The organism is Pseudoflavonifractor capillosus (assembly GCF_016899775.1).
Taxonomy (GTDB): domain Bacteria; phylum Bacillota; class Clostridia; order Oscillospirales; family Oscillospiraceae; genus Lawsonibacter.
In genome coordinates this window covers 1-19275 of sequence record NZ_JACJJE010000056.1, presented here as the reverse complement: position 1 = coordinate 19275, position 19275 = coordinate 1, and the positions used below count along the sequence as shown (strand labels likewise).

14 protein-coding genes are annotated in these 19275 nt (G+C 63.2%); 11 read left to right on the top strand and 3 right to left on the bottom strand.

The window, feature by feature from the left end:
* The first annotated feature begins 1399 nt into the window (after window positions 1-1399).
* Window positions 1400-2794 carry a tRNA uridine-5-carboxymethylaminomethyl(34) synthesis GTPase MnmE gene (mnmE, locus tag H6B31_RS13900; protein ID WP_204899046.1) on the top strand — a complete coding sequence of 465 codons (1395 nt, stop codon included), beginning with the start codon at window positions 1400-1402 and terminating at the stop codon, window positions 2792-2794.
* 66 nt (window positions 2795-2860) lie between these two features.
* Entirely contained in the window at window positions 2861-3787 is a 927-nt protein-coding gene (locus H6B31_RS13895; protein WP_204899045.1) for a helix-turn-helix domain-containing protein, read from the top strand.
* A gap of 73 nt (window positions 3788-3860) precedes the next feature.
* Here the strand turns inward: H6B31_RS13895 and H6B31_RS13890 are convergent, their stop codons facing one another.
* Entirely contained in the window at window positions 3861-4904 is a 1044-nt protein-coding gene (locus tag H6B31_RS13890) for a sensor histidine kinase (protein ID WP_191438228.1), read from the bottom strand.
* Between the two features lie 472 nt (window positions 4905-5376).
* Here H6B31_RS13890 and gap point away from each other — a divergent pair, with 472 nt between their 5' ends.
* The 6 genes from gap to gltS all read left to right on the top strand — a co-directional run bounded on the left by gap (window position 5377) and on the right by gltS (window position 12432).
* Complete coding sequence (gap, locus tag H6B31_RS13885) at window positions 5377-6387, top strand: type I glyceraldehyde-3-phosphate dehydrogenase (RefSeq protein WP_087291640.1); 1011 nt, start codon at window positions 5377-5379, stop codon at window positions 6385-6387.
* 201 nt (window positions 6388-6588) lie between these two features.
* On the top strand, window positions 6589-6918 hold the full coding sequence (locus H6B31_RS13880; RefSeq protein ID WP_204899044.1) for a helix-turn-helix domain-containing protein: 330 nt from the start codon (window positions 6589-6591) through the stop codon (window positions 6916-6918).
* 1111 nt (window positions 6919-8029) lie between these two features.
* Window positions 8030-8320 carry a translation initiation factor 2 gene (locus H6B31_RS13875; RefSeq protein ID WP_204899043.1) on the top strand — a complete coding sequence of 97 codons (291 nt, stop codon included), beginning with the start codon at window positions 8030-8032 and terminating at the stop codon, window positions 8318-8320.
* 143 nt (window positions 8321-8463) lie between these two features.
* On the top strand, window positions 8464-9795 hold the full coding sequence (locus H6B31_RS13870) for an ATP-binding protein (RefSeq protein WP_204899042.1): 1332 nt from the start codon (window positions 8464-8466) through the stop codon (window positions 9793-9795).
* Window positions 9792-10628: a DNA-binding domain-containing protein gene (locus H6B31_RS13865; protein ID WP_204899041.1), complete on the top strand. Its 837-nt coding sequence runs from the start codon at window positions 9792-9794 to the stop codon at window positions 10626-10628. Before H6B31_RS13870 ends, H6B31_RS13865 begins: the two co-directional genes overlap by 4 nt.
* A gap of 601 nt (window positions 10629-11229) precedes the next feature.
* Window positions 11230-12432, top strand: a complete 1203-nt coding sequence (gene gltS, locus H6B31_RS13860; RefSeq protein ID WP_087291650.1) for a sodium/glutamate symporter — start codon at window positions 11230-11232, stop codon at window positions 12430-12432.
* Window positions 12433-12816: 384 nt separating this feature from the next.
* On the opposite strand, the gene asnS is transcribed toward gltS, so the two are convergent.
* Together asnS and H6B31_RS13850 are read right to left on the bottom strand one after the other, a co-directional pair.
* On the bottom strand, window positions 12817-14211 hold the full coding sequence (gene asnS / locus H6B31_RS13855; RefSeq protein ID WP_087291233.1) for an asparagine--tRNA ligase: 1395 nt from the start codon (window positions 14209-14211) through the stop codon (window positions 12817-12819).
* Between the two features lie 521 nt (window positions 14212-14732).
* A complete protein-coding gene (locus tag H6B31_RS13850) occupies window positions 14733-17075 on the bottom strand; it encodes a SpoIIE family protein phosphatase (protein ID WP_204899040.1) in 2343 nt (780 codons plus the stop codon).
* Window positions 17076-17349: 274 nt separating this feature from the next.
* Between H6B31_RS13850 and H6B31_RS13845 the strand changes: the two genes are divergently transcribed.
* The 3 genes from H6B31_RS13845 (at window position 17350) to H6B31_RS13835 (ending at window position 19153) form a co-directional block, all read left to right on the top strand.
* Window positions 17350-18096, top strand: a complete 747-nt coding sequence (locus H6B31_RS13845) for a carboxymuconolactone decarboxylase family protein (RefSeq protein ID WP_204899039.1) — start codon at window positions 17350-17352, stop codon at window positions 18094-18096.
* Window positions 18097-18280: 184 nt separating this feature from the next.
* Entirely contained in the window at window positions 18281-18949 is a 669-nt protein-coding gene (locus H6B31_RS13840) for a DUF3796 domain-containing protein (RefSeq protein ID WP_346014089.1), read from the top strand.
* Between the two features lie 3 nt (window positions 18950-18952).
* Window positions 18953-19153 (top strand): helix-turn-helix transcriptional regulator, encoded by a 201-nt coding sequence (locus H6B31_RS13835; protein WP_204899038.1) that lies wholly within the window; start codon window positions 18953-18955, stop codon window positions 19151-19153.
* Window positions 19154-19275: the final 122 nt, after the last annotated feature.

The window sequence follows — 19275 nt, the reverse complement described above, 5'->3', positions numbered from 1 at the left end:
CGCAAATGCCTAGGCTGGAAATCTCCTCTTGAACTCTTTTTTCACAAACCGTTGCACTTCACTTGACAATCCGCCCGATGGGAAAGTACCCAAAGGATCGCCGGGGGACGCGGCCGACGGGCACTTCGTGCCCATAGGACCGCTTACCCCCGGGCCCCCGTTTACGGGGGTTATCCCTTGGGTCAGACAGAAAATTTCCGGCGCGAAAAATCTGAGTGGCGGTCAGCGATTCCTTCCGGGCCACCGGGCCCTGGGTTTGCAAAATTTAGAATTGTTGCGGTTCCAGAACTGCGCCTAGCTTTACCGAGCCAACGCTCCCGGTGCAAATCCCGGCGGGAGGCCCAAGGGCCTCCCCTACCCCATCCCGGAAGAGTTTCTTGAAAGCTGTAGGGGAGGGGCTTGCCCCTCCCGCGGGCTGGTCTGGGACATTCGGATATCTCCGTAGGGGCGACCCTTGCGGTCGCCCTTAGCCTTCCCCTTTAGGGGAAGATGGCTGGCCGAAGGCCAGACGGATGAGGGTGCCCTCTTAAAAGGCGGCTCCTAAGTCTCCCGGTTCTCCCCCTCCCGCCAAAGCCCCCCTTGTCAAAGGGGGGTGCCGCGAAGCGGCGGGGTGATTCCCTCTCCCAGAGAACATTCAAGGTGCGCCTCTTTTTCTCTGTAGGGGCGCACACTGTGCGCCCGCGGGCCGCCGAGGTCGTCGGCCCCTACGGAAAAACCGGAAGATTCCCCAAATTTTGTAGGGGCGGGTGTCCTCACCCGCCCGTCCCAGAAGATTTCTCCCTCTCTGTAGGAGCGGCCTTTGGCCGCCTGCAAGCCTTCCCCCTTCAAGGGGGAAGGTGGTCCGAAGGGCCGGATGAGGGTGATGTCTTGAATGCGCGCATCCCGGGCAAAAGCCCGCGGGCCGGTCTAGGACCGGCCCCTGCGGCGTTCATTGAACAGGTCTCTGCATTTTTGTAGGGGCGGCACACTGGGCCGCCCAGTCCCGTGGGCCGGGATGCCTGTAGGGCGCGGCCTCCTGGACGCGCCGTGCCCTGCGCCGCCGCCCTGCCTGCACGGGCGGCGGCGTTCCTGCATTTTGCGCCCGCCCGTCCGCCGGGGATGTCCCAGATTTTTCCCGGCGGCCCATCCACTTTCGGCGGCCTTTATGCAAAAGAGACAGAGGCATAATTTTTTTCCATCTCCGGGGAAAGTTCCACATCCCCAAGGGTTATCCACACTTTCCACCGAGTTTTCCACAATGTGTTATGTTAAGTGCAACCAGGCCGCATTTTGCATAATTTGTCGAATCCGGCCTGTCAAGAGGTTTTCTTGCGGAAAATCCACCAAAATTTGATTTTTGCAGGGACCGGGCCCGCCCTCCGGCGGCGGCCCGGTTTTCCACCGGGAAAGGAGCCCAGCCATGTCCATCCAGACCGATACCATCGCCGCTGTTGCAACCCCCGCCGGGCCGGGGGCCATTGGCATTTTACGGCTGTCCGGCCCCCGGGCGGCGGACATTGCCGCCGCGGTGTTCCGCCCCCTGGGGAAAAAGGGGCTGCTGGACCGCCCGGTGCGCACCCTGGTGTACGGGGACCTGCTGGACCGGGAGGGGCAGGTCATCGACCGGGTGCTGTGCACCTACAGCCGGGGGCCGGAGAGCTACACCGGGGAGGACACGGCGGAGCTCCACTGCCACGGCTCCCCCATGGTGCTCACCCTGGGGCTGGAGGCCCTGTTTGCCCAGGGGGCCCGCCAGGCCGGGCCCGGGGAGTTCACCCAGCGGGCCTTCCTCAACGGGCGGCTGGACCTGGCCCAGGCGGAGGCGGTGGCCGACCTGCTGGACGCCCAGAGCCGGGAGGGGGCCCGCCACGCGGCGGGCCAGCTGTCCGGGGCTCTGAGCCGCCGGGTGGGGGAGATCTACTCCGCTCTGGTGGACCTGATGGCCCACTTCCACGCGGTGTTGGACTACCCGGACGAGGACATCGACCCCTTCACCCAGGAGCAGCTCTCTCGGGACCTGACCCGGCAGGAGACCGCCCTGGAGCGGCTGCTGGCCACCTACCGGCGGGGGCGGCAGCTGAGCCGGGGGGTGCGGTGCGCCATCGTGGGGCGGCCCAACGCGGGCAAGTCCTCCCTCCTCAACGCCCTGGTGGGGTATGAGCGGGCCATCGTCACCGACATCCCAGGCACCACCCGGGACACGGTGGAGGAAAATGTGGAGCTGGGGGGCATTCCCCTGCGGCTCATCGACACCGCCGGCCTGCGGGACAGCGCCGATCCCATCGAGCAGCTGGGGGTGGAGCGCAGCCGGGCCGCCATGGAGGAGGCCGAGCTCATCCTTCTGGTGGTGGACGCGGCGGCGGAGGTGACTGCGGAGGACGCAGAGCTGGCGCGGGCGGTGGCGGAGTCGGGAAAGCCCTGGATTTTTGTGGCAGCCAAGCAGGACCTGGTGGAGCAAAGCCCCGGCGCGGGCCTGATTGGCGCGGAGGGCCGGGCGGCCGCCCGGACTGTGGAGCTCAGCTCCAAGACCGGCGAGGGGCTGGACAACCTGGCCCAGGCGGTGGCGGAGCTGTTTCCCAGGGACGCCGGCTCCGGCTATGGGGAGCTGCTCACCAACGCCCGGCAGGCCCAGGCCGCCCAGCGGGCCCTGGAGGGGGTGCGCCGGGCCCGGGAGGCCCTGGAGCTGGGGGTCACCCCCGACGCCCTGCTCACCGATGTGGAGGAGGCCCTCTCCGCCCTGGGGGAGCTGACGGGCCAGTCGGTGCGGGAGGACGTGACCGCCCGGATTTTCCAGCGGTTCTGCGTGGGAAAGTAACGCTCAACCACAGGTTGTTTGCCAAAACGGCCTCCAGGAGCTATGCTGGAGGCGGGAGGTGAGGCCATGGATGCCCAAAAGACGGGGGCGCTGATCGCCCAGGCCCGGCGGGAGCGGGGGCTGACCCAGAAGGAGCTCTCCCAGGCCCTCCATGTGTCCGCCCAGGCGGTGAGCAAGTGGGAGCGGGGCCTGAATTTTCCTGACCTGTCCCTGCTGGAGCCCCTGGGGGACTGCCTGGGGCTGACGGTGTCCGAGCTGCTGTCGGGACAGCGGGGAGAGGAGCCGAAAGAGGAACTGCTGCGGGACTCCCTGCGGCTGCTGCTGGGCCAGGCGGGGCGGAAGCTGCGCCGGTGGCGGAGGCTGGCCCAGGCCTGCCTGGGGGTGCTGCTGGTGCTGGCCCTGGGGGCGGGGTTCTTGCTGGTGAAAAACCACACCGAGCTGCTGCCCCAGCCCGCCACGGTGATTGTGCCCAGGGAGCTCTCGGACCGGGACCACCTGGCGGCCCAGACGGCGGGAAACTCCAGCGTGTACCTCTTTGATCTGGCGGCGGCAGACGGGGCCAGGCACTATCAGGTCCAGATGGAGCTTTGGACGCAGGAGGGACTGGTCCGGACCTGGCCGGCAGCGGAGGCATACGACCCCGCCGCGCCCCGGCATCAGACGCTGGGGTTCTCCTATCAGAAGGGGGAGGAGCCGTCCACCATGGAACTGGTGGTCTCCACGGACCTGGGGACCTGGCAGGCCACGCTGGAGGGGGTTCCCGACCTGAACTTGGGGTATTTGATGAGTAGGCTGGACGAGAGGTGCAAGGCGGACCCGGAGCACGGGGCGGTGCTGGCCTGCTGGGCCCTCGCGGTGGAGGGCGGGGTGACCCTGAAGCCCGACGGCGGGCGGACCATTATCTGGAGCACACCCGGCTGGACGGGGGCGGTGGAGAAGCCCCGGGTTCTGGAGGGGGAGCGCTTCCTCCTCCTGCGGCTGAAGGTCTGGTGAGCAGCTGTGCCTGAAAAAAGAAAATGCCCCCGGCGGTCTGAAAAGGACCGCCGGGGGCGCGTTCTGTTTTGGATTACTCCTCCTCATCCATCTGGAAGATGGACAGGGGGAGCACGTCGGAGAGCTCCATCAGCACGGGAGAGATGCCGCCGTTCTCCTCCACCCGGGGCGTGCGTACGGTGAGGGTGGGCGACAGGGGGCCGGTGGGCAGGGAGACCACGGCGAACAGCCCGCCCCGCCGCTCCTCCAGGAGCAGCGCGCCCCCGTGGAGGGAGACGATGTGCCGGGCGATGGCCAGGCCCATGCCCGCCCCGTCCTGGGGATTGGGGATCTGCCCCTCCGGCTGGCCGGAGGAGAACAGGGCGTCCAGGCTGCCCTCCTCCAGGGCGTCGCCGCTGTCGCTGAGGGTGAGGACGGCCCGGCCGCTCCGGCTGGACAGGGAGAGGACCACCTGGCCGCCGGGGGCGGCCTTGGCGGCGTTGGAGAGCAGGGTGAGGATCAGCTTTTGCAGCAGCCCCGGGTCACCGGGGATGAGCAGGGAGGGCAGGGCGCACCGGAAGGTCAGGGTGACCCCCGCCTCCCCCAGCAGGAAGGCGGCCTCCTGAGTGAGGCTGCGGCACAGCCCGGCCAGGTCCATGGTCACCGGGCGGAAGGGGACCCCCTCGGGGGCGCCGGCGGAGCGCAGGAAGTCCAGATTGGAGAGCAGGCGGTAGACCCGGCAGAAGCTCTTGCTGAAGGCGTCCATGCCGCCCCGGGAGGGGCCGGAGACCGTCTCAAATTCCAGCAAGATATCCTGTAAAAATCCGCGCATCTGCCGCACGAAGCCGTCCAGCTGCCCCTGGGTGAGGGGGGACTGGGGGGCGGGCCGGAAGAGAAGCAGGTCCCGCTCGGTCCCGGAGACCCGGCTGAACAGATAGAGAGAGCCGTTGTGGGCAAAGGTGCCCGCCCCCTCCGGATCGGAGAGGGAGCCGGAGAGGAATTCAGGGGCCTCCATCCCCACCGCCAGCTCGGGGAACTGGGCCTGGGCCGCGCGGTTGAAATCCAGGATGCGCCCCTGGGCCACCTCGATGGCCCCCTCGGGGAAGCGCTCCAGATGAGATTGCATAGCGTCTGACATAATACCTCCTGACGGCGGCGGGGCCATTGGGACACCATCATCCTATGCCGTGTCCGGCTTGGGCGGGTCCGGCCCGGCCAGACCTTTTTCCTAGTTTGCGCAGGCCGGACGGGCCCCTTAACGACCAATTTCAGTATATCAAAAAGTGGAAGAAACAACAAGGGAGGCGCGGGAATTTCGTCGCAAAAACCGGAAGGCGGCGTTATGAGGAGGAACGCCCCCTTTTAGGCGGGAAAATTGGGGGAAAAACAGAAGGGGGAGCGCATCAGGCGGGAGCTTAACGGGCCGGAGGCGGCTTCCTGGGGGGATAAGACCGGGCTTATCCTGCTCTATGGCGAATTTTACCGGAAAAAAACGCTAAAATATATGAAAAAAGACACTACCAAAACGGGTCTGATCGGGATATAATAACCATCAGCAAGGTATACCCTTAAAATCCCGCGCGAGTTTTTAAGAAAAGGAGAAATTCAACATGAGCATTAAAGTTGGCATCAATGGCTTTGGCCGGATCGGCCGCATGGTGTTCCGCGCCAGCCTGAATCACCCCGAGATCGAGATCGTTGGCATCAACGACCTGTGCCCCGCCGACTACCTGGCTTACATGCTGAAGTATGATACGATGCATGGTCAGTTCGCCGGCGAGGTGAGCAGCAACGAGACCGGCATCGTGGTCAACGGCAAGACCATTCCCGTCTATGCCGAGCGCGATCCTGCCAATATCCCCTGGGGCAAGCTGGAGGCCGAGTACGTGGTGGAGTCCACCGGCCTGTTCCTGACCAAGGAGAAGGCCCAGGCTCACCTGAAGGCCGGCGCCAAGAAGGTCGTCATGTCCGCCCCCTCCAAGGATGACACCCCCATGTTCGTGTGCGGCGTCAACCTGGACAAGTACACCCCCGACATGGACTTCGTGTCCAACGCCTCCTGCACCACCAACTGCCTGGCCCCCATCGCCAAGGTGCTGAACGACAACTGGGGCATCACCGACGGCCTGATGACCACCGTGCACTCCACCACCGCCACCCAGAAGACTGTGGACGGCGTGTCCATGAAGGATTGGCGCGGCGGCCGTGCCGCTTCCGGCAACATCATCCCCTCCTCCACCGGCGCCGCCAAGGCCGTGGGCAAGGTCATTCCTGAGCTGAACGGCAAGCTGACCGGTATGTCCATGCGTGTCCCCACCCTGGACGTGTCCGTGGTGGACCTGACCGTCAACCTGGCCAAGCCCGCCAAGTACGAGGAGATCTGCGCCGCCATGAAGGCCGCCTCTGAGGGCGAGCTGAAGGGCATCCTGGGCTACACCGACGAGGCCGTGGTGTCCAGCGACTTCCTGGGCGACACCCGCACCTCCATCTTCGACGCCGACGCCGGCATCGCCCTGACCGATACCTTCGTGAAGGTCGTGTCCTGGTACGACAACGAGATCGGCTACTCCAACAAGGTGCTGGAGCTGATCAAGCACATGTACTCCGTGGACCACAAGTAATTTTACCTGGCGCCATTGAGTGATCGGACCTGCCGCGGATACCGCGGCGGGTCCTTTTTTCTTCCGTCCCCGGGATTAGAATATCATATATCTAAATCGAATCCTGCTGAATTTTGTCGAATGAAAATAAAAATATACTATTTTATAATTTTAAACAAATAAATTTAGAAATAAGAAATACTTGGCCCAGAGGTGAGATGTATGCGCTATGGGTCAAGGATAAAAGAGTGGATCACAGACCATGACATCAAGCAAAAGGCTCTCGCAAAAGAATTCCATATTACAGAATCTATGATGAGCCACTATATGACAGGCCGCAATGAAATCACGGTGGATCTGCTGGTAAAGTTCGCGCAAAAATATGGGTTAAGTACCGATTACTTGGTGGGCCTATCAGACAATCCGAGGCAGGGGTTGGACCTCTCCCCCACAGAGCGGGACCTGGTGCTCAATTTTCGCACCCTCACCCGGGATCAGCGGGAGCTGATTGTGCGGAATGTGGCGATTATGAAGGAACAAAACGAAAAATAAAATACGGGCGGTCCGGCGGGACCGCCCGTGTTTTTGTGCTTTAGGGAGTGTTTATTTCCACCCTTTCCAGTGTGTACACAATAAAATTGCGGGCGGCCACATGGACCCGCCACTACGGCGTATCCGGAGGTGCTTTTGATCTTTTGTAGGGCCCGATGCCCCCATCGGGCCGTTTCCGGGCGGCCCGGTGTGCCGCCCCTACGAGTGGAGGAATCCTCTGGGGCGGGCGGGTGAGGGCACCCGCCCCTACGAGATGGGGGAATCTTCCGGTTCTGCCGTAGGGGTCGACGACCTCGGCGGCCCGCGGGCGGCCTTTGGCCGCCTGCCTCATCCGTCTGGCCTTCGGCCAGCCACCTTCCCCTAAAGGGGAAGGCTTTGAAATGGCATCCCCCTGCCTTCCCCTTTAGGGGAAGGTGCCCCCGAAGGGGGCGGATGAGGTATCCCATGTGTTGAACCGGGCATGTTGGCTCGGCAAACCCAGGCGCGGTTGTGGAACCGCATCAGCCTCAATTTTCCACAAACTCAGGGCCCAGTGGCCCGGTGGGAATTTAGAACGTCACTCAGATTTTGCGCGCCGGAAGGGTTCTGCCTGGCCAAAGGGGTAACCCCCGTAACGGGGGACCGGGGGAAAGCGGTCCTATGGGCACGAAGTGCCCGTCGGCCGCGTCCCCCGGCGATTCTTTGGTGACTTTCTCATCGTTGAGAAAGTCACTCGCCGCCCACAGGCGGCGAAATTCCCCTGTAAGAAACGAAACCGCTCTATCATCGCCCCCTCATCCGTCTGGCCTGACGGCCAGCCACCTTCCCCCCAGGGGGAAGGCTTTTGGGGAGTCGGCCCCCAGGGGGAAGGCTTGAGAGGGACGGAGAGATTCCCCCAATCTCTCAATACAAAAACACCTGCGCCAGAAAGATGAGGGCCGCGTTGGTGAAATAAAGGATCAAGAACTCCCGAAGCAGCGTCTTTTGGACGGCGGTCACGCGCATCTCCCCTTCTCCCGGTTTGTTTTCAGTGTACGGAGGGCGGGGGGAGAATATACCGCCAGAAACTGGGACAGAATAATTCCAGACTCTGACAACGGGGCAGAGCGCGCAGAAAGGAAGTGACCAAACGATGGTGAAGGGAATTACCCGCCAGGTGATCCTGGTCAAGTCCCCCGACCCCAAGCTGTTTGAGGAGGCCATTTTTATTGTAAAGGAGGAGGCCCTCTCCCGGGAGGGGGTCAGCGCCGACCAGGTGATCCGCCAGGCCCGTCAGGCGGCGGACGGCTATCTGAAGGGGAGCCGGGCCTGGAACCGGCGGCTGAAGGGGTTCCCTTTCTTAAGCCTGTCCGGCCCCGTGTGGGGGGCGGCGGGGGCCGCCCTGGCCTCTGCCATCTGGTGCGGGGTGCTGATCTGGCTGTGAGAAGACGACGCTGCGAAAGGACCGGCCTGAACGGCCGGTTTTTTTGCGCCGGAGAGCAGGAAAAATTTTCGCTGGGAAAGTGGGGCGAAGCATGGTATAATTTTGCTGACAAAATGCGCCAAGGGGCGGAGAGGAGGAGGCAGATGGAGGGGAAGAAACGGAGGTTTCCCTGGCGGGCCGCCCGGTGGGAGCGGATGCTGCTGACGGCGGTGGCCACGGTGCTCAGCGGCGAAGTTTTTTTCAACCTGGGGAACGACAACTTCCGCATCTCCGGCGCGGTGGTGCTCTTTCCGGTGCTGCTGCTCACCCTGCTTCAGGACAGCCGCACCCCCCTGACCGGGGTCCTGACCGGAGCGTGCCTCCTGCTGGTGCGCTCCGCCATAGATATTGTGGGAGGGGGCGAAGTTTGGACGCGGGCCATCCTGCTCAACTGCCCGGCGGCAATTTTCTATCCCTGCTATGACGGACTGCTGTGCCTGCTGGTGCGGGACCGGTACCAGGCCCCCCTGTCTCAGCTTTGGTGGACCTTCTGGCTGTGCGACGGGGTGTCCAACATTGTGAACTTCTCCCTGGACAACGGGGGGCTGCCCAACGTCGACGTTTTGGCCTGGCTGATGGTGATCGGCCTAGCCCGGGCCCTGCTGGCCTCCCTGGTGCTGTGGGGAATGAAGCGCTACCGCCGCCTCCTGCTGGCGGAGGAGCACGAGCGGCGGTACCAGCGGCTGTTTCTGATGACCGCCAACCTGAAAAATGAGCTCTACTTTCTGAAAAAGGACGCGGAGAACATTGAGGGGATCATGGCCCGGGCCTACCGGCTGTACGAGCGGCTGGGGGAGCTGGACTGCCCCGAGGAGGTGCGTCAGCTGGCCCTGTCCATCGCCCGGGACGTGCACGAGGTGAAGAAGGACAACCTGTCCATCGTCCGGGGCATCGAGGGGGAGGTGGCCGGCACCGGCACCGACCGGGGAGAGCAGATGTGGATGTCCGACCTGTTTTTGATCCTTCAGGACACCATGCGCCACATCCTGGGAGAGAAGAAGGCGGACATCGACCTGCTGTGCCGGTGCGAGTCCGACTTCGCCACCGGGGAGCACTACCGCATTATGTCCATTTTAAAGAACCTGGTCATCAACGCCGCCGAGGCCATCCAGAGCGGGAAGGGCACCGGCGTCATCTGGGTGGATGAGCGGGTGGAGGAGGGACAGCTCCTCCTCACCGTCCAGGACAACGGGCCGGGCATCACCCCCCGGGCCATGCGGAATCTGTTTCAGGTGGGTTACTCCACCAAGTTTGACCCCAAGACCGGAAACATCAGCCGTGGCATCGGACTGCCCGCGGTGGAATTTATGGTCCAGGAGCTGGGCGGCAGCATCCAGGTGGCCAGCGGAGCGGGAGAGTCCCCCAAGACGCCCGGGGGCGGGGCCCGGTTTGAAATCAAAATCCCAATGAATCGCTTGGAGAAGGGAGAAGTATGAGAATTTACATTATAGAGGACGACACCTCCGTGATCGGGGTGTTGGAGGACATTGTGGAGGGCAATCAGCTGGGGACCATCTGCGGGGACAGCGGCGGCGGCCCGGCCGACCTGCAGCAGATCCTGGCCCTGGCCCCGGATCTGATTCTGGTGGACCTGCTCATGCCCCAGAAGGACGGCATTCAGGTGGTCCGGGAGCTGAAGGAGCAGGGCTGCACAGCCAAGTTCATCATGATCTCCCAGGTGAGCAGCAAGGAGATGGTGGCCAAGGCCTATCTGGCCGGGGTGGACTTCTTCATCAGCAAGCCCATCAACCTCATCGAGGTGCGCCAGGTCATCCGCAACGTGAGCCAGCAGCTGGAGAATGAGCGGAACCTGTACACCATCCAGAGCGTGTTTGGGGAGAAGCAGCTCACCTCCACCGCCGACCAGCAGCGGGAGGTGTACCGCCGCCGGCTCCAGACCACCCTGAGCCAACTGGGCATGGCCGGAGAGAAGGGGGCCAGGGACATTATGGAGATGTGCCTGTATCTGCTGGAGCGGAACCAGCAGGTGAGCCAGGTGGGGGTGGGCGCCCTGTGCGCCCAGCTCAGCGACAGCCCCAAGTCCATGGAGCAGCGGGCCCGCCGGGCGGTGGAGCGGGGCCTCACCCACCTGGCCAGCCTGGGGGTGGAGGACTACGGCAACGAGGTCTTTACCCAGTACGCCTCCCGGCTGTTCCCCTTCCAGGAGGTGCGGGCCGAGATGGCCTACCTCCAGGGCAAGGGCCAGAAGGGCAAGGCCAACCTTAAGCGCTTCCTGGACGGCATGCTGGTGCTGGCCGAGGAGGACTGAACCCTGCGGCCGCTACATAGGAGATGCATAAGAGAATGGGCGGAGCGCCTGACTGGAGCTCCGCCCTCAGCTTGTCGAAAAACCTCTGTTTAGACGAATCCGCCCAAGTATTGGCGGGGGAGCTCGAGGGGGCAGCCGCCCGCCTCGAGTGGGATCGAATGCCCTGAATGCCTTGCTTGGCAAGGTGTTCAGCGAGCGCAGCGAGGACTTTTGCGCCGAACAGCGGCGCAAAAGGAACGGCATTTTTGCAGGCTGTCGGAAAGGTCCTTGGACTTTTCCGACAGCCTGGGGCGGAGCTCCTGACTGGAGCTCCGCCCTTTCCTCTGCCCGCCCGTCCGGGAGCTTGTTGTTAAGAAACCGTTTGAATTGGAAATTTAGGGCAGTGAAAAGAGAAATATATCCCGGAAAGAGTGAAAAAAGGTTCAAATACTTTGTTAAAAATGTGTAAAATTTCAAGAGAAAATTGTACAAAGCGGGGAAAAATTTTTTTGGCTGAGGGAAATTGAGGCAAAACGAAGGCCGTCCTGTATGATAGGACGGAATTCCGGGCGGGAGGCGGTAATCCGCCCGGGAGAAAACCAAGCAAAAGGAGAGAAAGACAATGGAATTTGCATTAGACCTGATGCAGACGACCGCGCTGGCAATGATTTTCTTCCTGCTCGGCCGTGTCATCGTGGCGCACGTGGAGTTTCTGCGCCGGGTGTGCATCCCCGCCCCTGTCGTGGGCGGCCTGGTGTTCGCCCTGATCCACCTGGCCCTGCACTCCGCGGGCGTGGTCACCTTTACCTTCGATGAGACCTTGAAGAACGCCTTCATGATCTGGTTCTTCACCAGTGTGGGCTACGGCGCCAGCTTCAAGGTGCTGGCCAGAGGCATCAAGCCGGTGCTGGTGTTCCTGCTCCTGGCCGGCGTCATGGTGGTCATTCAGGACCTGGTGGGCGCGGGTCTGGCCCAGGTGTTCCAGCTGGACGGCCGTCTGGGCCTGTGCATGGGCTCCATCCCCCTGGTGGGCGGACACGGAACCGCCGGTTCCTTCGGGCCCCAGTTTGAGGATGCAGGCGTCATGGGCGCCAGCGTTGTGGCGGTGGCCTGCGCCACCTACGGTCTGGTCTCCGGCTCCCTGATGGGAGGACCCATCGCCCGTGCGAAGATCAAGAAGTACAATCTGCACTCCATGGTGAATGAGGGCGAGGAGTACGGCGAGAGCGTGGAGACTGCCCAGTCTCCCAGCCAGGCGAAGGACCTGGGCGTGGACAGCATTGTGAAGTCCTTTGCCCTGCTGATCATCGCCGCCGGCATCGGCACCTACATCAACGCCTTCTTCACCCAGATCGGCGTGACCCTTCCCACCTACATGGGCGCCATGATCGTGGGTCTGGTGATCCGCAACGTGTGCGACGTGGCCCATGTGGAGCTGCCCATGCGCGCCATTGACGTGAGCGGCAACGTCTCCCTGAACGTGTTCCTGGCGGTGGCCCTGATGACCCTGAAGCTGTGGGAGCTGGCCTCCCTGGCGGTGCCCATGATCATCATTCTGGCCATCCAGACCTTCATCATGTTCCTGTACGCCTCCTACGTGGTCTTCCCGGTCATGGGCCGCGACTATGAGGCCGCCGCCATGACGGCCGCCTTCTGCGGCTTCGGCATGGGCGCCACCCCCAACGCCATGGCCAACATGCTGGTGCTGACCAATAAGTTCGGCCCCGCGCCCAAGGCGTTCTTCGTGGTCCCCATTGTGGGCGGCATGTTCATCGACTTTGTGAATACAGGCGTGCTGACGGTGTTCCTTCAGTTCCTCAGTTAAGCAGCCACGATTCGGTTTCCTCTCTGGGAAAAAGCAGCCGGACGACCCTTGGAGCAGGGCCGTCCGGCGTTTTTTACCTTCAGATAAGCTATGGGCCCCGGCGTGGAGCTGCGGGAGGCGGCGTCCATATCGGGGCCCGTTTGTCATTTTCTTAGAAGTCGGCGTTGCCCCAAGTTCTCGGATGCAGCTCCACCCACAGGCGCGTTCCGCGCCTGTGGGGACCCGATTGAAAAACCGCGGCCGGAAGTAAATTCCGTCCGCGGCAAGGTTTTGTCCTTCGGACAAAACGCTTGGACGGCGCATGCGCGCCGCCCCATCTGCGATGGGGCCCCGATGTGGAGCTGCGGGAGGCGGCGTCCGCATCGGGGCCCGTTTGTCATTTTCTTAGAAGTCGGCGTTGCCCCAAGTTCTCGGATGCAGCTCCACGTCGCGGATGTTGTTCACGCCGGTGAGGTACATGACCATCCGCTCGAAGCCCATGCCGTAGCCGGCGTGGCGGCAGGTGCCGTACTTGCGCAGGTCGCAGTACCACCAGTAGTCCTCCGGGTCCATGCCCAGCTCCTTGATCCGGGCCTCCAGCACCTCCAGCCGCTCCTCACGCTGGGAGCCGCCGATGAGCTCGCCGATGCCGGGGACCAGGCAGTCGGCGGCGGCCACCGTCTTGCCGTCGTCGTTCTGGCGCATATAGAAGGCCTTGATTTCCTTGGGGTAGTCGGTGACGAACACCGGGCGCTTGTACACCTGCTCGGTGAGGTAGCGCTCGTGCTCGGTCTGCAGGTCGCAGCCCCAGTAGACCTTGAAGTCAAACTTGTCGTTGTTCTCCTCCAGGATCTTCACCGCCTCGGTGTAGGTCACCCGGGCAAAGTCGGAGGAGGCCACATGCTCCAGCCGCTCCTTCAGGCCCTTGTCCACAAAGGAGTTGAAGAAGTTCATCTCGTTGGGGCACTTGTCCATGACATAGCGGATGACGTATTTGATCATGGCCTCGGCATTGTCCATATAGTCGCCCAGGTCGGCAAAGGCCATCTCGGGCTCGATCATCCAGAACTCGGCGGCGTGGCGCTGGGTGTTGGACTTCTCCGCCCGGAAGGTGGGGCCGAAGGTGTACACGTTGCCGAAGGCCATGGCGAAGTTCTCCGCGTTGAGCTGGCCGGACACGGTGAGGCTGGCCCGCTTGCCGAAGAAGTCCTGGGCGTAGTCCACGGTGCCGTCGGGGTTCTTGGGCACGTTCTCCAGGTCCAGGGTGGTCACCTGGAACATCTCGCCGGCACCCTCGCAGTCGCTGGCGGTGATGATGGGGGTGTTCACGTAGACAAAACCCCGGTCCTGGAAGAAGCAGTGGACGGCGTGGGCGGCCACAGAGCGCACCCGGAAGGCGGCGGAGAACAGATTCGTTCTGGGCCGCAGGTGCTGGATGGTCCGCAGGAACTCCACGCTGTGGCGCTTCTTCTGCAGGGGGTAGTCGGGGGTGGAGGGGCCCTCCACCGCGATGGAGGCGGCCTTCACCTCCAGAGGCTGCTTGGCCTCGGGGGTGAGCACCACCGTGCCGGTGACGATGAGGGCCGCGCCCACGTTCTGGCCGGCGATCTCCTTGTAATTATCCAGCACATTGGCGTCCATGACTACCTGTAAATTCTTAAAGCAGGAGCCGTCGTTGAGCTCGATAAACCCAAAGGTCTTCATGTCACGGATGGTACGGGCCCAGCCGCAGACGGTGACCGTCTGTCCGCCCAGGGCCTCCTGGTCCGCGAAGATCGCGGCAATGGTGGTGCGCTCCATAGTCGTTTTTCTCTCCAATCGTAAAAGGATATTTGGGAACAGAACAAAAGTCTGTCGTTTTTACACTCGACAGGCTTTATTATAATGCCCTTTTCCCGGTTTTACAAGAGTTTTCCCGGGATTTTCAGCTTCGTGACATAGGCCGAACTTGACAGGGCGGACAAAATTGTCTATAATGGAATCAGAAAGAGGCACTGCCGGACACGGTCAGCCCTAACTAGTCATTGAAGTGATCGCCGTACTTTGGAAGGGTGCCGGCGGTCACTTCTTTTTATAGTCCATAATGAGGCCTATAATACCAACAACGAGAATACCAATCTGAATCAAGTCAGAGTATGTAACCATTGGGCAGCCCCCCTTTCGTAAGATCGGAGGGCAAAGAGGCTGCCCTCCATCCGGAGGGCTGACCGCAACGTTCAGCAGCGCCGCTTATTAGGATACCATAAAATAGAAAACCGCGCAAGTCTCCCTAAGAAACAGTGGCAGTCAGGCAAAATGCCTGACTGCCGTTACTTTTTCTGTCATTCCCGCCTCTCAATGCGCACCACCAGGGCGGTGCGGTCGTCGGTGGCCCCCTGGGGGCTGTGGGCGATGAGGTCGGCGGCCAGCTCCTTGGGGCTGTCCCCGGTAAATTTGGAAAACCGCTCTCGAAGCCAGCCGTCCTCCCCCGTCCCGGCCACTCCGTCGCTGACCATGAGCACGCAGTCCCCGGGGGACAGGTGGATGGGGAAGCGATCGGGAGAGGTCCGCTCGTCGGCGGACAGCCCCGCCGGGAGGGCGGCCCCCACGATCCGCCGGACGGCGCCCCCCTTGCGCACATAGGTGGGGGCGGCCCCCAGCTTGAAGACCACCCCGTCCCCGGAGAACAGGTCCACCTGGAGCAGGTCGATGGTGGTGAAGCCCCCCGCCTCCTCCCCCCGGAGGGCCAGGGCGGAGCTGAGAGTGACCAGGGCGTGCTCCGTGTCCACCCCCGCCTGGAGGAACTGCTCCAGCAGGCGCAGGGCCAGAGTGCTCTCCCGGTTGGCCTGGGGGCCGGAGCCCATGCCGTCGCACAGCAGGACGTACAGGGTGCCGTCGGAGCGCTTGAAGTAGGTGCCCGCGTCCCCGCTCACCGTCTCCCCGTCCTTCTTCCGGGCGGCCACCCCCGCCATCGCCATCAGGGGCTCCTGCTGGACCAGGGAGAGGGACTCGGGCTCCTGCTCCTCCAGACGCAGGGGGACCCCCAGCAGGGCGGAGAGCTCCACCGCCTCCTCCCCGGGGGAGAGGCGGGCGCAGGCGGGGCCGGTGAGTTCTACCCGCAGCAGGCCCCTGCCGTCCCGGAAGGCCTCCCCCCGCAGTCCGTCCCCCTGGGCGGCGAGGCGCTGACGCAGCTTCCGGCCCGCCGCCAGGTCGGGGGTGAGCTCCTCCCCCAACTCGGCCGCCGCCCGGCCCAGCAGGGAGGAGAGCTCCCCGTACTGGCGGCACACCGCCTGGCGGCTGTCCTGGATGCGGCTGTTGTACTGCCGCCGGTAGAGCAGGGCGGTGACCTCCCGGTTCACCGCCGCCAGAAAGTCCGGGAAGTGGATGCACCGGCTGGCAAAGTGCTGGGGAAAGTCCCCCGGCTCCCCCCTGCCCCGGTCCAGCATGGGCTGGGCGGCGTTGTTCAGGGCGTCGAAGGTGGACACGTAGTCCCGCTCCCAGCAGTTGGAGCGGAGGGAGCAGGTGCGGCACACCTGACAGGCCGCCCGGTCGAAGACGGTGGCCACGTCGTTGTCGTTCTGGGGCGGCCGGAAGGAGGCACGCATGGTGTCGTACAGGGTGCGGAAGGCCTGGGCGGCCTCCTCCAGGCGGCGCTGGACCCGGCCTTGGGCCCGGCGGTCCGCCGGGAGGGCCCCCTTCTGCTCCGGGAGCAGCCAGGCCGCCAGCCGCCGCAGGGGCCGCTCGGGCAGGAGGAGGAAGGCCACAGACCCCAGGAATACCTCGTACAGGATGGAGACGGGCAGCCCCTTGTCCCAGGTCCAGAGGACCGCTCCCCCGTTGGCCAGCACATAGGCCAGGGCGGCCCGCAGCCGGCTTTTCAGCCGAAAGGCCCCCGCCGCCAGGCCGGACAGGCCGTAGGCCATGGCGTACAGCGGGACCCCGTTGGCTGCCAGGTCCAGGGACAGTCCCACCGGCACCCCCAGCACCGCCCCGGCGGAGGGGCCCCCCTGCCAGGCGGCGGCGAGGACTACCACTACCGCCAGGGAACGCCCCAGGGAGACGTCCTCAAACAGGGTCAGGGAGGACAGGGACATGAGCACCGTGCAGGCCAGCGCCGCCAGGCTGACCCGCCTCTGGGGGGAGAGAATCCCCTCCCCCCGGCCGGTGCGCAGGGGGAGGAGGAGCTGCCGGTAGCACCAGCTGGCGGCCGCCGTGAGAAAACACTCGGTGAAGAAGTAGATCACATCCTCCGTCCGCCACCCGGCCTCGGACAGGTAGATAAAGCCGGTGACACCGTTGAACAGCCCGGCCACGATGGGCATGGCCCAGGGCTTTCGCAGCAGCTTCACGTCGTAGAAGGCGAAGTTTACCGCGAAGGTGAGCATGGATGCGGAGATGTACCGCAACCCGCCGGTGAAGCCCAGGAGGGTCAGATAGCCGAAGCAGGCCCCCACCAGGGCCGCCGCCCCGCACACCCCCGAGCCCGCCGCCCCCACCAGGGCCACCCCGAAGGGGGCGTAGTCCCCAAAGACGGCCGCCCCCGCCAGCACCGCCGCGAGCAGGAAGTGGATGCCCCCGTCGGCGAAGCGCAGCAGGGCGGAGGCGTCCACGCTCACCTTCTCCCCCCGGGACGACCGCCCCCGCAGTCTGTCCAGCTTGGCCCGTACCGTCTCCTTGCCCGCCATATGCCGCTCCTCCTTTGTGTGGGACGGCCCAAGTGCAGCCGGTCCCGGTGTGGAGGCCATTATATTCCATTATCTGGGAAAATAGAGTCGGAACGGGGACGGCCCCCCAAACCTTTTCCGGCCAAATTCCCCCGGAATCCGGCACCGCGCCCGTCTGCGGCCCTCCTCTGAGCCGCCTTTGGGTCGTTTGGGGAAGAAGTTCTTGACTTGGAGTATACTTCAGGTGGTACACTAACCCTATCCAACCGGCAGCAACATAAAGGAGGAATGCGCCATGTCGGAATTTTCCAAACAGTACCGGGAGAAGCTGCTCCCCGGTCAGAAGCACGCCTTTGCAGACACCGACCCGGAGTTTGTGCAGATCTTCGAGTCCTTCGCCTTTGACGAGGTGGTCAACCAGGGGGACCTGGACGAGCGCACCCGGTTTATGGCCATCCTGGCCGCCCTGCTGGGCTGCCAGGGGGTGGACGAGTTCAAGGTGATGCTCCCCGCCGCCCTGAACGTGGGGGTCACCCCGGTGGAGGTGAAGGAGATCGTCTATCAGTCGGCGGCCTATCTGGGCATCGGCCGGGTGTTCCCCTTCCTGAAGGCGGTCAACGAGGAACTCACCGCCCGGGGCGTCTCCCTGCCTTTGGAGGGACAGGCCACCACCACCCCCAAGACCCGCCTGGAGGCGGGCAACCAGGTCCAGGTGGACATATTCGGGGAGGCCATGCGGGGCTTCCAGAACAGCGGCCCCCAGGAGAGCCGCCACATCAACAAGTGGCTGGCGGACAACTGCTTCGGGGACTACTACACCCGGAAGGGGCTGGATGATAAGCAGCGGGAGATGATCACCTTCTGCTTCCTGGCCGCCCAGGGGGGCTGTGAGCCCCAGCTCACCAGCCACGCCACGGCCAACATCCGCATCGGCAACGACAAGGACTTCCTGATTCAGGTCCTCTCCCAGTGCCTGCCCTATATCGGCTACCCCCGGAGCCTCAACGCCCTGAAGTGCATCAACGAGGCGGCGATGGGATAACCGGCAGGCTGCTTCCAAGGATAAGAGAACAGGACAGGCAGCGGCCTGTCCTGTTTCTCTATTGCGTCAGGATGGTACCTTAAAAAGAGAAATATTTGTCTCTTTTCTCTTGACAGCGCACCATACAAGTGATATATTTATCTTGTTAAGAGACAAATATATCACTTGAAAGAGGGGCTGAACCGTGAAAAGAGGAAAGGTGAAGCATGTAATTTTAGTGGGAATTGTGTGTGTACTCCTGCTGGCCGCCGCCTCCTGGTACAGTGTGACCTACAACGAAGCCCGCCTGGTGGTGCCTATGGACTACTCCACGTATGTCTTTCGCCCCCAGGACCTGCCCATGATTGCCGCGATTCTGGTGTTTGTGGCCTACATTGTGTATCTGGTATTGCTGCTTGTGCGGGCGGTGCTCTCCAACGGGAACAGGGCCCGGAACACACAGGTGACCCGGGCGGTGGACCCCAGGCTGGGATTTCTGGGCTTTTTGGGGCTCTTGGGCTTTGGGGGTTTTTGGACCTACTCGGTGAACGGGGCTATTTTCCCCTTCGTGTTCTTCCTGTTTTTCGGCTTCTTTGGTTTTTTCTACGAGGGGAAGCTGTCCAACACCTTTATGGATGAGCGGTACCGGGAGAACAGAATGCGGGCCAGCCTGGCGGCCAACCGGACCGCGCTGGCCATCATCTTTCTGGCCACTCTCCTTCTGGGGCAGGGGCGGTTCCTGGGTAATCTGGAGCACACCCTGATCGCCTATGTGATCGTGGTCTCTCTAGCCCTTGCCTTGGACCTGTTTCTGAGCGAATTTCTCCTGTACCACTATGACCACGACGAGCCCGTGGACGAGAGCGAGGGCTGAACCATGCCGGAATTTGAGTGCCGGCTGAAGCAGTACCGGCAGTTGAAGAACCTGACCCAGGAGCAGTTGGCGGCCCAGGTGGGGGTGCGGCGGGAGACCATCATGCGCCTGGAGAAGGCCCAGTACAACCCCTCCCTGAAGCTGGCGGTGGACATCTCCCGGGCGGTGGATGCCCCCATTGAGGAGATCTTTCGGTTTCCATGAAACGATAGAAATGCGGCGGAGCACCCAGGTGCTCCGCCGCATTTATCAGTCTGTCAAAAAACAAGCACAAAGCCCCCATATCTGGTAAAATAGAAACAGATATGGGGGCGAAAAAATGGAAC

Coding starts and splice junctions, on each gene's coding strand:
- H6B31_RS13895 (WP_204899045.1), top strand. CDS start 2,861: ATGGATGCCCAAAAGACGGGGGCGCTGATCGCCCAGGCCCGGCGGGAG.
- H6B31_RS13835 (WP_204899038.1), top strand. CDS start 18,953: ATGCCGGAATTTGAGTGCCGGCTGAAGCAGTACCGGCAGTTGAAGAAC.
- H6B31_RS13875 (WP_204899043.1), top strand. CDS start 8,030: ATGGTGAAGGGAATTACCCGCCAGGTGATCCTGGTCAAGTCCCCCGAC.
- H6B31_RS13880 (WP_204899044.1), top strand. CDS start 6,589: ATGCGCTATGGGTCAAGGATAAAAGAGTGGATCACAGACCATGACATC.
- H6B31_RS13850 (WP_204899040.1), bottom strand. CDS start 17,075: ATGGCGGGCAAGGAGACGGTACGGGCCAAGCTGGACAGACTGCGGGGG.
- H6B31_RS13845 (WP_204899039.1), top strand. CDS start 17,350: ATGTCGGAATTTTCCAAACAGTACCGGGAGAAGCTGCTCCCCGGTCAG.
- mnmE (WP_204899046.1), top strand. CDS start 1,400: ATGTCCATCCAGACCGATACCATCGCCGCTGTTGCAACCCCCGCCGGG.
- H6B31_RS13870 (WP_204899042.1), top strand. CDS start 8,464: ATGGAGGGGAAGAAACGGAGGTTTCCCTGGCGGGCCGCCCGGTGGGAG.
- gap (WP_087291640.1), top strand. CDS start 5,377: ATGAGCATTAAAGTTGGCATCAATGGCTTTGGCCGGATCGGCCGCATG.
- H6B31_RS13865 (WP_204899041.1), top strand. CDS start 9,792: ATGAGAATTTACATTATAGAGGACGACACCTCCGTGATCGGGGTGTTG.
- asnS (WP_087291233.1), bottom strand. CDS start 14,211: ATGGAGCGCACCACCATTGCCGCGATCTTCGCGGACCAGGAGGCCCTG.
- gltS (WP_087291650.1), top strand. CDS start 11,230: ATGGAATTTGCATTAGACCTGATGCAGACGACCGCGCTGGCAATGATT.
- H6B31_RS13890 (WP_191438228.1), bottom strand. CDS start 4,904: ATGTCAGACGCTATGCAATCTCATCTGGAGCGCTTCCCCGAGGGGGCC.